Annotated in this window: 15 protein-coding genes; 11 read left to right on the forward strand and 4 right to left on the reverse strand. The window is 70.7% G+C overall.

The genetic code is table 11. From position 1 onward, the window contains the following. Positions 1 to 33: 33 nt before the first annotated feature. Positions 34 to 1,257, reverse strand: a complete 1,224-nt coding sequence (locus AB0K00_RS30675) for a flavin-dependent oxidoreductase (protein WP_363527175.1) — start codon at positions 1,255 to 1,257, stop codon at positions 34 to 36. Between the two features lie 103 nt (positions 1,258 to 1,360). On the opposite strand from AB0K00_RS30675, the gene AB0K00_RS30680 reads away from it, so the two are divergent. Next, positions 1,361 to 2,131, forward strand: coding sequence for an IclR family transcriptional regulator (locus AB0K00_RS30680; protein ID WP_363527178.1), 771 nt, complete (start codon positions 1,361 to 1,363; stop codon positions 2,129 to 2,131). Positions 2,132 to 2,171: 40 nt separating this feature from the next. On the opposite strand, the gene AB0K00_RS30685 is transcribed toward AB0K00_RS30680, so the two are convergent. After that, positions 2,172 to 3,314, reverse strand: a complete 1,143-nt coding sequence (locus tag AB0K00_RS30685; protein WP_363527181.1) for a hypothetical protein — start codon at positions 3,312 to 3,314, stop codon at positions 2,172 to 2,174. Between the two features lie 148 nt (positions 3,315 to 3,462). Between AB0K00_RS30685 and AB0K00_RS30690 the strand changes: the two genes are divergently transcribed. The 6 genes from AB0K00_RS30690 (at position 3,463) to AB0K00_RS30715 (ending at position 9,330) form a co-directional block, all read left to right on the forward strand. Beyond that, positions 3,463 to 4,146 carry a GntR family transcriptional regulator gene (locus tag AB0K00_RS30690; RefSeq protein ID WP_363527184.1) on the forward strand — a complete coding sequence of 228 codons (684 nt, stop codon included), beginning with the start codon at positions 3,463 to 3,465 and terminating at the stop codon, positions 4,144 to 4,146. Positions 4,147 to 4,598: 452 nt separating this feature from the next. Further along, positions 4,599 to 5,717, forward strand: a complete 1,119-nt coding sequence (locus AB0K00_RS30695; protein WP_363527187.1) for a Rieske 2Fe-2S domain-containing protein — start codon at positions 4,599 to 4,601, stop codon at positions 5,715 to 5,717. Between the two features lie 85 nt (positions 5,718 to 5,802). Then, positions 5,803 to 6,861: an ABC transporter substrate-binding protein gene (locus AB0K00_RS30700; RefSeq protein WP_363527190.1), complete on the forward strand. Its 1,059-nt coding sequence runs from the start codon at positions 5,803 to 5,805 to the stop codon at positions 6,859 to 6,861. Further along, positions 6,858 to 7,649: an ABC transporter ATP-binding protein gene (locus tag AB0K00_RS30705; RefSeq protein ID WP_363527193.1), complete on the forward strand. Its 792-nt coding sequence runs from the start codon at positions 6,858 to 6,860 to the stop codon at positions 7,647 to 7,649. Before AB0K00_RS30700 ends, AB0K00_RS30705 begins: the two co-directional genes overlap by 4 nt. Next, positions 7,646 to 8,515 (forward strand): ABC transporter permease, encoded by an 870-nt coding sequence (locus AB0K00_RS30710; RefSeq protein WP_363527196.1) that lies wholly within the window; start codon positions 7,646 to 7,648, stop codon positions 8,513 to 8,515. Before AB0K00_RS30705 ends, AB0K00_RS30710 begins: the two co-directional genes overlap by 4 nt. Further along, the gene (locus AB0K00_RS30715) at positions 8,512 to 9,330 is read left to right on the forward strand and encodes an alpha/beta hydrolase fold domain-containing protein (RefSeq protein ID WP_363527198.1); all 819 of its coding nucleotides are present in this window, start codon (positions 8,512 to 8,514) and stop codon (positions 9,328 to 9,330) included. The genes AB0K00_RS30710 and AB0K00_RS30715 overlap by 4 nt, the downstream gene beginning before the upstream one ends. A 59-nt stretch (positions 9,331 to 9,389) precedes the next feature. Here AB0K00_RS30715 and AB0K00_RS30720 read toward each other — a convergent pair whose 3' ends face one another. Together AB0K00_RS30720 and fdxA are read right to left on the reverse strand one after the other, a co-directional pair. Further along, positions 9,390 to 10,670 (reverse strand): FAD-dependent oxidoreductase, encoded by a 1,281-nt coding sequence (locus AB0K00_RS30720; RefSeq protein ID WP_363527201.1) that lies wholly within the window; start codon positions 10,668 to 10,670, stop codon positions 9,390 to 9,392. Then, complete coding sequence (gene fdxA, locus AB0K00_RS30725; protein WP_363527203.1) at positions 10,667 to 11,002, reverse strand: ferredoxin; 336 nt, start codon at positions 11,000 to 11,002, stop codon at positions 10,667 to 10,669. The genes AB0K00_RS30720 and fdxA overlap by 4 nt, the downstream gene beginning before the upstream one ends. A 142-nt stretch (positions 11,003 to 11,144) precedes the next feature. Between fdxA and AB0K00_RS30730 the strand changes: the two genes are divergently transcribed. Genes AB0K00_RS30730 through AB0K00_RS30745 form a run of 4 tightly spaced genes read left to right on the forward strand, consistent with a single transcriptional unit; the run spans position 11,145 to position 13,893 of the window. Next, positions 11,145 to 11,858: an alpha/beta hydrolase gene (locus AB0K00_RS30730; protein ID WP_363527206.1), complete on the forward strand. Its 714-nt coding sequence runs from the start codon at positions 11,145 to 11,147 to the stop codon at positions 11,856 to 11,858. Beyond that, positions 11,858 to 12,148, forward strand: coding sequence for a muconolactone Delta-isomerase family protein (locus tag AB0K00_RS30735; RefSeq protein WP_363527209.1), 291 nt, complete (start codon positions 11,858 to 11,860; stop codon positions 12,146 to 12,148). Before AB0K00_RS30730 ends, AB0K00_RS30735 begins: the two co-directional genes overlap by 1 nt. Before the next feature lie 33 nt (positions 12,149 to 12,181). Next, the gene (locus tag AB0K00_RS30740) at positions 12,182 to 12,880 is read left to right on the forward strand and encodes a 4-carboxy-4-hydroxy-2-oxoadipate aldolase/oxaloacetate decarboxylase (protein WP_363527212.1); all 699 of its coding nucleotides are present in this window, start codon (positions 12,182 to 12,184) and stop codon (positions 12,878 to 12,880) included. Further along, on the forward strand, positions 12,877 to 13,893 hold the full coding sequence (locus tag AB0K00_RS30745) for an amidohydrolase family protein (protein ID WP_363527215.1): 1,017 nt from the start codon (positions 12,877 to 12,879) through the stop codon (positions 13,891 to 13,893). Before AB0K00_RS30740 ends, AB0K00_RS30745 begins: the two co-directional genes overlap by 4 nt. Positions 13,894 to 13,925 lie beyond the last annotated feature (32 nt).

The raw sequence follows: 13,925 nt of genomic DNA on the forward strand, positions 1-13,925 counted from the left end.
GCGGGACCGGATTACCCGGTCCCGCATTTCTTTTTACGCTGTGCGGACCTGGCCGGTGGCCACGCGGTACCGGGCCGCGATCTCCGCCAGATACGTCTGCGACACGACGTCGTCGATGTGCCGGAACGGCCGGTCGCCGGTGCGCTCGTACACTTCCCGCAGAATCGCGTCGGGTGGCGTCCGGCGATTCAGCAGCACGATCTCGGAAGTGGGTGGCCGTCGCCTGCGGTCGTATTCCTCCAGCGCCGCCACCGGGTCGCCCGGCTGGGCGGCGAGGCATTCGGCGAGGACCGCGGCGTCGAGGATCGCCTGTCCGGCGCCGTTGGAGCCGCGCGGCACCATCGGGTGGGCCGAGTCGCCGAGCAGTGTGACCCGGCCGTGGCTCCAGCGCGGCAGCGGGTCCTGGTCCACCATCGGGAACAGCAGGATCTGGCTGGCGGCGGCCAGCATCGCCGGCACGTCGAGCCAGTCGAAGCGCCAGTCGGCGAACGCGGGCAGGAAGTCGTCGAGCTCGCCGCGGCGGGTCCAGTCGCGATGCGCGCCGCGGGGCGTCTCGAGCTCCGCGACCCAGTTGACCAGCTGCTGCTCGGGCAGGTCGCGGACGGGGTAGACGACCAGTTTGCCGGTGGTGAGCCAGCCGGCCCGGACCATGCTGGCGCCGCTGAGGAACGATGGCCAGGTCGACACGCCCCGCCACATGGTGACGCCGGAGTACCGCGGCTCGCCCTCGTCCGGGAAGAGCTGGCGCCGCACGGCCGAGTGGATGCCGTCCGCGCCGACCAGGACCTCCGCGTCCAGTTCGCCCCGCCCGTCGAAGTGCGCGGTGACGCCGCCTGGTCGCTGCGTCACCCGGATCAGCCGGTGCCCGGTGAGCACCGCGTCCGGGCCGAGTCGCTCGCGCACGGCGGTGAGGAGCACGTCGTGCAGATCGGCGCGGTGGATTGAGTACTGGGCGTGCGGGAAACCCGCGTGCCGACCTGCCGGCTCACGGAAAATCAGCTGCCCGAAACGGTTGAAGAACACGGACTCCCGCGTTTCCACGGCGCGTTTCGCCAGCTCGCTCTCCAGGCCCAGCGCATGCAGCCGGGCCGTCGCGTGCGGCAGAATGTTGATACCCGCACCGATCGGATCGAAATGGCTCACCGCCTCGGCCACCAGGCACGGCACACCAGCCCTGTGCAGGGCGAGTGCCGTGGTCAGTCCCGCTACTCCGGCGCCCGCAATCAGCACCGTCGGCCCTGCACCGGAACGTTTCATGCAGTGTCCTTTCCGGCAATCTTTTGAATGATCCGTTGGATGCTGCCGACGGATTCTGCGACGTATGCTGCCGTCACTCGATCGACGAGGACAGGAACCGCCCATGCTTTCTGCTGCTGGGAAAGACGATCCCTACGCGCTGGCCTCGGTCGACAACGCGCTACGGCTGCTGATCCTGCTCAACGAACGCCCCCAGCTGCGCCTGTCCGATGCGGCGCGTGAGCTCGACATCGCCAACTCGACCGCGCACCGGCTGCTCACCACGCTCGTCAACCGCGGGTTCGCGGTGCAGGACCGGTCACGGGCGTACCGCCGGGGCCCGATGCTGCCGCCGCTCGCCCCGCCGCTGCCCTTCGACTCGATCCGCGAGATCGTGCACGGCGTCCTTGCCGCGCTGAGCGCCCGGATCGATGAGACGTGCCATTTCGCAGTCCTGGAGGGCAACAGCGTCCGCTTCGTCGACTGTGCCGAGTCGGGCCAGATCCTGCGCATCGCCTCCCGCATCGGCATGCTGCTGCCGGCCCACACCACCGCGGTCGGCAAGGCCCTGCTGTCCCGTCTCAGCGAGCCGGACCTGCGTCAGCTGTACCCGCGCGGCGCCACGTCACCGAGCGGCCGCGGTGGCAAGGACCTCGCCTCGCTCAAGCGTGACCTGGCCACGACCCGCCGCCGCGGCTTCGCGGTCAACACCGACGAGAGCGCGCAGGGCGTGAGCGCCGTCGGCCGTCAGGTGACGGGCCCGGACGGTGCCTCGATCGGTGCCATGGCGATCGCGGTGCCGAGCGTGCGCTGGAACCGTGTCCAGGTCGCCCGCTGGGCACCGCAACTCGAGGAGTCCGTGACCCGCCTGGAGGGCCTCCTGCGGCGCCCGTAGCCGTCCGGTCTCCGGGCCTCTGGAGTCTCCGGCGCCGGTCCTACCCGTCGGACCGCTCGGCCTGCTGGCGCTGCTGCTCGAGCGTCGCCACCTGCCGGGCCGAGAGTGCCAGGAGCGGATGGGCGCCGAGCGCGGTCAGCGCGTCGAAGCTTTCGGTCTCCAGCAGTGCGGCACGTTCCTCGGGGCGCAGGGCGGCCGCGGCGACGACTGTCGCACGGTCGCGGACGAACGCCTCCCGGTAGTCGGCCTCGATGATGATCCGGTGCAGCATCCGGTTGATCTCCAGCGTGGACGGGTCGGGGAAGCGGTAGTACGTGTAGTCGGTGAACGTGAAGGTGTGCCCGCCGTAGGGCTCGGCGGTGTTGTCGAGCCACTTGCGGTCCGGTGGCAGCGGGGGCAGGAACTGGACCACCCCGTGGCCGTGGTGTGACAGTTCCTGATACGTCAGGAGTGTGCCGGGGACCTTGCCGATGATCCCGAGTGCGACGAACCACGTCATCAGTTCGCTCTCGCCCACTTCGTCCAGGTTGACCGGGCTCAGCGCGAGCAGTTCGTCGTAGCGGCCGTGCGCCATCTCGGTGATGACCCACTCGTCGAAGGCGAAGTTCGGCTGCTCGTAGCGTGCGGTGCCGGGGAAGTGCGACATGCCGCCGCTGGCGATGACCGCCACCCGCTCGGGACGTTCGGCCAGTGCCTCGCCGATCGCCTGCCCCAGTGCGAACGCCCGTCGTGGGCTCGGGATCGGCGGCAGGTAGGTGTTCACCAGGATCGGCACGATCGGGATGTCGCGGTCGCCGACGATGAACTCCAGCGGCGTGAGGAACGCGTGGCCGAGCACCGCGTCCTGGGAGTAGGTCGGGTCGAAGTCCCGCTCGATGACCCCGCGCAGCAGGTGCGCGGCGAGTTCCGTGTGCACCCGGGCGGTCCGCCGCTGGTGCATGTAGTGCGCGTGGACCTCGGGGGACAGCACGAAGGTGAACGCCGGCACCGCCTCGAGCCAGAACGTCTCCAGGTGGTCGAGTCCGATCAGCAGGATGACGTCGGGCCGGGTCTCGTCGAGCACCTCACCGAAGGCCCGCAGCCCGTCGGTGCTCGCGTCGAGTTTCGCCGGATCTTCGTGGGGCGGCCGGCTCAGCAGCTGGGGGGCGTGCACCGCGGCGGCCGCAGCGACGATCTCCGCCATGGGATTCCTTCCTTGTTGCCCGGATACGGCGTGACGGAACGGTGGTGCCCCTATCGACCGCACACCGGATTGATAATAGGATCATCAGCAATCCTGTTCACCAGAGCGGCGCCCGGCCGGTGCACCATCCGGCCTCGGAAGGACTTCGATGACGACGACGCGTTCGGCTGAGCGGCTGCTGGACACGGCCACCGTGTTGGAGGCGATTCGGCAGGCGATCCTGGTCGGTGAGCTGAATCCGGGTCAGCGCCTCGTCGAGACCGAGTTGTCGGCCCGTTTCTGCGCCTCCCGGGGCACTGTCCGTGAGGTTCTCGTGCTGCTGGAGAACGAGGGCCTGGCCGCCCGCGAGGCCAATCGCGGGGCCTGGGTCCGCCCGGTCTCCAAGGCCGAGGCCATTGAGATCACCGAGGCGCGCGCGGCGCTGGAGGGTGTGTGCGCGGCGCATGCGGCGGCGCGGATCACCGCCGCGCAGCGCCAGGAGCTCAAGGATCTCGGCACCGCGATGCGCGAGGCGGTCAAGCGCGGCGACGTGATGACCTATAGCCAGATCAGCCAGGACGTGCACCTGCGCATCCGGGAGATCTCCGGCCAGAGCACGGCGTCGGAGCTGGTGAACCGGCTGCGCTACCGCAGCGTGCGCTACCAGTTCGGGGTTGCGCTGCTGCCGGGCCGGCCGAGCGTCGGCCTCAAGGAGCACCTCGCGGTGATCAAGGCGGTCACGTCCGGCGACCCGGAGGTGGCCGAGCGGACGATGCGCGAGCACCTGCTGAGCGTCATCGACGCCATCGCCCAGCTGCCCGACACGCTGCCGGCGTTGCCCCAGCGGCTCTGACGTCCCGGGTCGCACGGCTGCGCGCTCGCGGCCGGTGACGGGCTGCGCCGCGTCCGGTCCGGAGCCGCTGGACGGCGCGCCGACCCGGCGGTGTTGCATGCTTCCCAGCGGCGAGGAGCGGCGGCACCAGGCGGCCGGGACGGCTGGGTGAGCCGGCGCGGCCGTGGCGGTCATGCCGACGGGCCCGCCGCGGACCATGAGCACCGGGAGCATGGGCGGAACTGTAGCCGTTGTCCCTTGATGTGAAAGGTCTGCCAGCGAGGATTCCGTCATGCTGAATCCTCGGCCAATCGATCGATGGCGATATCATCGGCCAGAAGGTCAACGCGATTGCTAACAATCCCTTGACCGATCTCTGAACGCTGCCTACGGTGACCGGTGGGCGCCCCGGCGAGAGCCATCCCAGCCTGACAGCGCTGGTGAGGTCGGGGGCACGAGCCAAGGAGACAGCGATGGTCTATACGGTTCCGGTGGCGAACGTCGGTCCTGGCACACCCGGCGGGCAGGTCCTCCGCCAACACTGGCACCCGATCGGCGTCTCGGCCGATCTCGCACCCGGCAAGGCCAGGCCGCTGCGGGTGCTCGGCGAGGAGTTCACGCTCTACCGTGGGCAGAGCGGCAAGCCCTTCATCGTCGGTGCCCGCTGCGCGCACCGGCTCACCTGGCTGCACACCGGCTGGGTCGAGGACGATTGCATCCGGTGCTTCTATCACGGCTGGAAGTACGACGGCGACGGCCAGTGCGTCGAGATGCCGGCCGAGAACGACACGTTCGCCCGCAAGATCCAGATCCCGAACTACCGGGCCGTCGACTACGCCGGCCTGATCTTCGGCTACTTCGGCCCCGGCGAGCCGCCGCCGATGTGGCAGTTCGACCAGTTCGACAACGACGCGAACCAGGTCGTCTCGGCCATCCGGCCGCCCGGCGTCTGGCCGATGAACTACTTCCAGGCCGTCGAGAACGGCGTCGACCCTGTGCACACCGCGTTCGTGCACCGGGCCAGCGAGCCGCACTGGAACGGGGTACCCGAGGTCGACGGCGTCGAGACCGAATACGGCTTCGAGATCACCGCGACCCGCACCCGCAACGACGGCGAGGAGAAGGACGTGCGGGTCACGCACTACTTCTTCCCGAACCTGTTCCGGATCACCATCTACCTGGTCACGGGCGCCGACCACCAGTTCGACCACTTCATCTGGTTCGTCCCCGTCGACGACGAGAACACCCTGATGATCAGCAACACGGTGATCCCGAAGCGGCTCGTGCCGGAGGTGCCGTTCTTCATCAAGGGCGCCGGCCGCGGCTGGACCCCGACCTCGCACCAGGAGCTCATGGCCGCCGACCGCGGCCCGCAGAGCGTCACCGAAGAGGACTACACCGCGATGGTCGGCCAGGGCCGCATCGCCGATCGCACCAACGAACGGCTCGGCCGCTCCGACCGCGTCATCATCAAGCTCCGCCAGATGTGGACCCGCAAGATCGAGGCCCTGGAGCTGCGTGCGGCCGGGGTTCCCGGCGGCACCGGCGGCCGGCGGCCGAACGTCGTCAACGAACACGCCGACGAGGACTGACACCCCCACCCGGTCTCCCGGGCCGGTCCTCACATCCACACCCCGCGCGGCCCCACCCCCGGGCCATCGACGAAGGGTCGTATCCATGCGAGCGACTAGATCTCTCAAGCTCGCCGTCCTGGCGCTGGCGACGGTAGTCCTCGTCGCCGCCTGCGGCGGCAAGTCCGACGACAAGACCGGCGCGGCCGCCTCACCGGGCACCATCACCACCGTCAAGGTCGGCGTGCTCGGCCTCGTCGCCGACGCGCCATTCTTCGTGGCCGACAGCAGCGGCTACTTCCAGCAGCAGGGCATCAAGGTCGAGTTCAGCACGTTCCAGTCCGGCGCGGACATGATTCCGGCCATCGCGTCCGGCCAGCTCGACGTCGGCTGGGGCCAGTACACCGCCGGACTGTTCAACGCCATCGGCCGCGGCATCGACGTCAAGATGGTCGCCAGCGCCGGCAGCGTCGACAAGAACACCACCAGCGGCCTCGTCGTGACGACCAAGTCCGGGATCGTGCCCGGCGACCCGAAGACGCTCAAGGGCAAGACCCTGGCCGTCAACGGCTCCGGCATCGGCGCCCAGGCGTACCTGCACGACGTGCTCAAGCAGGCCGGGATCGCCGACAAGGACGTCCCGATCAAGGTCCTGTCGCTGCCCAACCAGGTGACCGCGCTGGCCAGCGGCGCCATCGACGGCGCGTTCCTCGTCGACCCGCTCATCGCCGCGGCCACCGCGAAGGGCGACGCGAAGCTGTACGGCACCAACTACCAGCTCGCCGGCAACGTGGATCACCAGATCGCCACCGTGCTCTACTCGCCGCAGTTCTCCGGCAAGAAGGACCTCGCCAACCGCTTCATGACCGCCTACCTCAAGGCGTCCGAACTGGTGAACAAGGCGTTCGGGGCCAAGGACCAGACGGCCAAGGCCGAGGTCGCCAAGGACCTGATGGCGCATGTGCAGACGATCAAGGCGGCGACCGATCTCGACGGCTACTACGTGACCGGCGGTTCGGCGACGCTGGACACGAAGTCGATCGACATGTTCCTCAACGCCCTCAAGGAACTCGGCCTGGTGACGGCCCCGAACGTCGAGTACAAGAAGTCGATCGACAGCTCCTACGCCGAGGCCGCGCAGAAGGCGCTCGGGAGCACCGGGTGAGTTTCGCCATCGAGGCCCGCGGGCTCGGCAAGTCGTTCGCCGTCGGACGCCGGGAGGTGCAGGCGTTCGCCGGCGTCGACCTGGAGGTCCGGCACGGCGAGTTCGTCTCGATCCTCGGTGCGTCCGGCGGCGGCAAGACCACCCTGCTGCGGGTGCTGGCCCGGCTGGACGAGCACACCGAAGGAGAACTGGTCGTCCGCCCGCGGGGGCGGTCGGCCGGGCGTGCCCTGTCCGCGACCGTGTTCCAGGAGCCGTCGGCATTCCCGTGGATGACGGTGCGCCGCAACATCGCCTACGGGCTGTGGGCGCTCGGGGTGAAGCGGGCCGAGGCGAAGCGGGAGGTCGACCGTCTCCTGGAGATGGTCGGCCTTGCCGCCTTCGCCGACAACTATCCGCATCAGCTGTCCGGCGGCATGAAGCAGCGGGTCGCTGTGGCCCGAGCTCTCGCCGTCGGCTCCGAGATCCTGTACATGGACGAGCCGTTCGGTCTGCTCGACGAGCCGACCCGGCACGCCCTGCAGCAGGACCTCGCCCGGATCTGGGCGGAGACCGGCAAGACCGTCGTGTTCGTGACGCACTCCATCCAGGAGGCGATCCTGCTGGCGGACCGGGTGGTCGTGCTGAGCAGCCGGCCCGGCCGGGTCGTGCACCAGCAGCAGGTGCCGTTCCCACGTCCGCGGACCGCGCTCGGCCTCGCCGCGCAGCCCCGCTACGCGGAACTGGCGGCCGAGCTGCAGGCCGCCCTGACCGGCGCCCCCGCCGAGCTCACCCAAGGGGAGGGACGATGACCGCCGTGAACCCATCGGCGCCGGACGCCGGGACCGATCCGGCCGCCGCCGGGCGCGAGGTCGTGTTCGCGGCGAAGCCGCTGGACCTGCGCGCGATGTCCCGCCGGTACCGGCGCACCCAGTACGTCAACCTGGCGATGCCGTTGCTGCTGCTCGTCGTGTGGCAGGTGCTGGTCGAGACCGGCGTGCTCGACCAGCGGTTCTTCTCCGCTCCGACGTCGATCGTCAGGACGCTGTGGGCGCTGGGTGGCAGCGGCGAGCTCTGGACGGCGATCGGCGCCACGGGGCGGCGGGTGCTCGTGGGGTTCGTGCTCGGGGCGCTCGTCGGTGGTCTCGTGGGCGTCGCGGCGGCCCGGGTCTGGATCGTGCGGGCGCTCGTCAACCCGGTCGTCGCGGCCACCTACCCGATCCCGAAGATCGCGCTGCTGCCGGTTCTGCTGCTCATCTTCGGCACCGGCGACACGAGCATCTACCTCGTCGTGGCGGTCTCCGTGGCCTACGTGGTGCTGATGAACACCGTTGCCGGTGTCAGCAACATTCCCGCCATCTATCAGGACGTCGCGCGCACGCTGCAGGTGCGCGGCCACCGGTACCTGCGCACGATCGCGATCCCTGGCGCGCTGCCGGTCATCTTCGCCTCGCTGCGCACCTCCTGGGGCATCGCCCTGGTCATCGACGTGGCCGCCGAATTCACCAACTCCGACACCGGTCTCGGCCGGATGATCCTCAGCGCGTGGCAGGTGTTCGACATCGACACCATGTATGCCGGGCTCGTCATCACCGGCCTGCTGGGGTGGTTGAGCTTCCTCGTCATCGACGGCATCGAGCGGCTCGTGATCCCTTGGCGGCGAGGTCTCGACGGATGAGCACGCCACGTGCCGTCACCTACCGGTCGGCGGCGGGCACCGCACTGACCGCCGACCTGCGTCACCCCGGCGGTCCGGAACCGGTGCCCGTCGTGGTGCTGGCCCACGGCGGCGCCTGGAAGATGGGCGCGCGCGGCGACTACGACGGCTGGGCCAGGGTGCTCACCGCGGCGGGTTTTGCCACGCTGTCCGTCGACTACACGCTCGCCACCGACGACACGCCGTCGTGGCCGGCGGCCGCCGACGACGTCGCGGCCGCGTTCCGCCTGCTGTGGACGCAGCGCGACCGGCTGGGCGTGGACCCGGCCCGGACCGGCTGTCTGGGCACGTCCGCCGGCGCGCATCTGCTGGCCACCGCCGCCCTCACCCAGGACACCGGGTGCCAGGCGGCGGTGCTGGTCAACGGCGTGTACGACCTGCGCCCGCAGCACGCGTACTCGGCGACCCGGCCCTTCAACGCGGTGGAGTTGCTGATGGGTGGCCCGCCGTCGGCGCTCGGGGCACGCTACGCCGCCGCCTCTCCGGTGCGCCTCGCGGCCGGTTCCGGGCTGGCCGCCGGGATCGCCTGGACGATCGTCTACGGGGAGCGCGATCCGGTCGTGCCGCCGCTGGAGCAGTCCGGAGGATTCGCCGCCGCGCTCTCGGCGGCCGGCGCCGACGTGACGCTCGTCGGCGTGCCGGAGGCGACGCATTTCTGGAACACCGCCGTTGCGGTGGACGCCTGGCCGAACACGGCGATTCGAGACCTGGTGGTGAACCGCCTCACCGCGGCCCTCGCCCCGGTCGCGCCGGGGCCGACGGAGGTGGCGCCCTGAGACGCCGTGGCCGGGCCGGTCGGTCAGCCGGTCGGTCAGCCGGTCGGTCAGCCGGGTGCTCAGGTGGCGGCGATCGCCAGCATCCGTGCACGGTCGACGAGCTTGACGGTCGCGGTGCCGCGCCGCGCACCCAGCTGGGCCTCGTGTGCCTCGATGCGCAGCCATCCGGCCCAGTCGACCACCGGCACACCGCGGGCGGCGAGCAGGGCCGGGACCGCGGACGGCGCGGTCCCGGGTCGCTGCGGCAGCGTGGGCAGGTCGGCCACGAGGCTCGCCACGGCCCGCACGGCGTCGGGCCGGTTGGTGCCGATCACTCCGGAGGGCCCGCGACCGAGCCAGCCGGTCACGTATTCGCCCGGCGCGATCCGGCCGTCGGTGTGCGGGACGATCGCCCGATCGTCGTCGAACGGCAGGCCGGGGACGGGCACGGCGCGGTAGCCGATCGCGCGCAGGACGATGTCGGCCGGGTAGCGGACGGTCGTGCCGGTCCGTGGGTCCTCGGCGACGACGGCCCCGACCCGTCCGTCCCCTTCGATCCGGATCGGGCGGTGCCAGAAATGCAGGTGGATGCGGCGTCCCCGGCCGGCCGGGGTCCGGTCGGCGAGGCCGTCCAGCAGCGTGAGGTTGCGGCCGGCGTCGCCGGACAGGCCCGCCCGGTCGGCGGCGAGATCGGCCCGGTCGACCAGGATGTCCAGGTCGGGCACGTCGCCGAGCTCGCGCAGCTCCAGCGGGCTGAACCGGGCGTCGGCGGGTCCGCGGCGGGCGAGGAGGTGGATGTCGGTCAGGGTGCTGCGCGACAGCGCCGCGAGCACCTCGTCGGGCATGTCGGTGTCCCGCAGCGAGGCCGGGTCCTTGCCGAGGATGCGCACCACGTCCAGGGCCACGTTGCCGGCGCCGATGACCACCGCGGAGCGGGCACCGGCCAGCGCGTCGGCGGGGACCGCGTCGGGGTGCCCGGAGTACCACGAGACGAACTCGGCCGCGCCGAGGCTTCCGGGCAGGGTCTCTCCGGCGATGCCGAGGTCGCGGTCCAGGCGCGCGCCGGTGGCGTAGACCACGGCGTCGTAGTGGGCGCGCAGGTCGTCGCGCTGCAGGTGGGTGCCGATCGTGACGTTGCCCAGGAAGCGCACGCGCGGGTCGGCGAGCAGCCGATGGAAGACGCGCACCACGGCCCGGGTCTTGGGATGGTCGGCCGCGACGCCGTATCGGACCAGCCCGTACGGCACGGGCAGCCGGTCGAAGACGTCGACCCCGGCCACCTCGGGCCGCGTGAGCAGCGCCTGCAAGGCATACAGGCCGGCCGGTCCGGCGCCGACAATCGCGATCCGCCGCCCCGTCACCGCTCGTGCGTCCCGCCGGGCGTGGCCGGCAGCGCCCGGACCGTCTCGTGGTCGCGGTCGGTGAGGTCCACAGTGGACGAGCTGCCGGGCGAGCCGATGTCGTCGAAGAACTCGGCGTTGACCCTTGCGTACTCCTGCCGGTCGGCCGGCAGGTCGAGTTCGTAGTAGATCGCGTCCTGCGGGCATTGCGGTGCGCAGGCGCCGCAGTCGATGCACTCCAGCGGCTGGATGTAGGTCATCCGCTCGCCCTCATAAATACAGTCCACCGGGCAGACCGTGAGGCAGGTCTTGTCCTTGATGTCGACGCACCCTTGCGTGATCACGAAAGCCACGGGCCAAGTCTCGTGGGTGGTGTGCAGGATAGTCAACAATCCTGCTAGCGATTTCGCTATGGAGAACAGTTTCGTTGACAATCCATGGTGATCTTCATACAGTGAACCCGCCGATGGCGGCCCCGGACGAGGAGCGAAGACGGTGACGACCTACCTGTTGGTGCACGGCGCCTGGCACGGCGCCTGGTCCTGGGATCCGGTGGCGGCCCACCTGCGGGAGGCGGGGCACGAGGTCGTGGCGCCGACGCTCGCCGGCCTGGCCGAGCGGGCCGACCTGATCGGCACGGGCCCGGGACTCGCGACGCACGTCGCCGACGTGGTCGCCGCCGCGGAAGGCCTCGATGACCTGGTGCTCGTCGGGCACAGCTACGCCGGCATGGTCGCCGTGGGCGCCGCCGTGCAGCTCGGCAACCGGGTTCGTCGGGTGGTCATCGTCGACGGGTTCCTGCCCGAGGCGGGCGAACAGGCCATCGATTTGCTGCCCCCGCACGCGGCGAAGCACTACCGCGAGTCCGTCATCGAGATCGACGGCGCCAAGGCCATCCCGCCGAGGCCGCTGGCCAACCTCGGGGTGACCGACCGGGACCTCATCGACGTCGTGACCCCCCGGCTGACCCCGCAGCCGGCGCGCACCTACTTCGAGGACTCGGCCGGCTCGGCGAGCGCCATCACCGCCGCGGGCACCTACCTGCTGTGCGCCGGCTGGAACACGCCGTTCGAGCCGTATGCCGAACGAGCCGCGAGCCTGGGCTGGCACGTCGAGCGGATCGACGCCGATCATGAGGTGCCGCTCACCGATCCGGCGCTGCTCGTTCGGGCGCTGACCTCCTCGGACGTGAAAGACGCGGTGGCGTGATGGAGTTCCTCGTACGTCAGTCGAACCGGATGCCCGTCACCCCCGAGGGCCGGGAACTCCGCGAACGCCTGGTGATCGCCGAGCGCGCCCGGGCGAAAGAGCTGCGGGAGGCCGGGACGCTGCTGCGGCTGTGGCGCGTGCCCGGCACCCGGGACTCCATCGGCCTCTACTGCGCTCCGGACGCGACCGTGCTGCACGACGTCCTGGCGTCCCTGCCGATGTTCGCCTGGATGGAGATCACCGTCGAGCCGCTCGCCACCCATCCGCAGGAGCAGACCCCCCGGCCATAACTGCTGGCCGGTCACACATCCGGAGGTGCCGTCATGCCCGTTGTCGTGCGCAACACGCCCCGCGCCGATCCTGCCCTCGTCGACGCGCTGGGCGCGGCCGGCACCGCGACCGTCCACGAGGCGCAGGGCCGCACCGGGCTGCTGCACCACCGGCTGCGCCCGATCTACCGACCGGCCGCCGTCGCCGGGACGGCGCTGACGTGCGAGGTGGCGCCCGGCGACAACTGGATGCTCCACGTCGCGGTCGAGCAGGCCCGGCCCGGCGACATCCTCGTCGTCACCCCGACCAGCCCCTGCGACGACGGCTACCTCGGTGACCTGCTGGCCGAGAGCCTGCGCGCCCACGGCGTGCGGGGCCTGGTGATCGACGCCGGGGTGCGTGACGTCGCCGCGCTCACCGCGATGCGGTTCCCGGTATGGGCCAAGTCGATCTGCGCGCAGGGAACGGTGAAGGAGACCCTCGGCAACGTGGGCACGCCGATCGTGTGCGCGGGCGTCCTGATCCACCCGGGCGACGTGATCGTGGCCGACGACGACGGCGTGGTCGCCGTGCCGCGCGCCGACGCGCCCCGCGTGCTCGACGCCGCGCGGGCGCGCGAGGAGAACGAGACCGTGAAACGGCTCCGGCTCGCGGACGGCGAACTCGGCCTCGACCTCTACGGGATGCGGGAGAAGCTCGCCGCCAAGGGACTGCGCTACGTCGAGCACGCCGAGCGCGCCGAGCAGCCATGATCATTGACTGCCACGGTCACTACACCACGGTCCCCGCCGCCCACAGCGACTGGCGCGTCGCCCAGCTCGACGCATTCCGCACCGGCCGGGCGGCCCCGCCGTACCCGACGATCTCCGACGACGAGATCCGCGAGTCGATCGAGAACAACCAGCTGCGGCTGCTCACCGAGCGCGGCGCCGACCTGACGGTGTTCTCGCCACGGGCGTCCGCCATGGCACACCACCAGGGCGACCTCGACGTCGGTGTCGCATGGGCGCAGGCGTGCAACGATCTGATCGCCCGGGTGGTGCAGCTGTTCCCGGACACCTTCGCCGGGGCCTGCCAACTGCCCCAGGTCGACGGCGAACCGCTCGACGCCGCGATCGCCGAGCTCGAGCGCTGCATGGCGATGGGATTCGTCGGCCTCAACCTGAGCCTTGACCCCAGCGGCGGGCACTGGACCGCCCCGCCACTGACCGACCGCTACTGGTATCCGCTGTACGAGGCGATGGTGACACTCGACGTGCCGGCGATGGTGCATGTCTCCGCGACCTGCAACCCGGCGTTCCACGCCACCGGTGCGCACTATCTCAACGCCGACACCACCGCGTTCATGCAGCTGCTGCAGGGCGACCTGTTCGCCGACTTCCCGCAGCTGCGGCTGGTGATCCCGCACGGCGGCGGCGCTGTGCCCTACCACTGGGGCCGCTTCCGGGGACTGGCGGACATGCTGCACAAGCCGCCGCTGGATGCCCACCTCATGGGCAACGTCTTCTTCGACACCTGTGTGTACCACCAGCCCGGCATCGATCTGCTGTTCCGTGTCATCGACACCGGCAACATCCTGTTCGGCTCGGAGATGGTCGGCGCCGTGCGGGGTATCGACCCGACCACGGGCCACTACTTCGACGACACCAAGCGCTACATCGATGCGCTTGCCATCGACGAGGCCGACCGGGCCAAGGTGTTCGGCGGCAACGTACGACGCGTCTACCCCCGTCTGGACGCGCAGCTGACCGCCAAGGGCCGCTGACCGGACCGCCAGGCCGGGCCGTTGACACACGG

The sequence above is a fragment of the Dactylosporangium sp. NPDC049525 genome, from assembly GCF_040676755.1.
Classification (GTDB): domain Bacteria; phylum Actinomycetota; class Actinomycetes; order Mycobacteriales; family Micromonosporaceae; genus Dactylosporangium.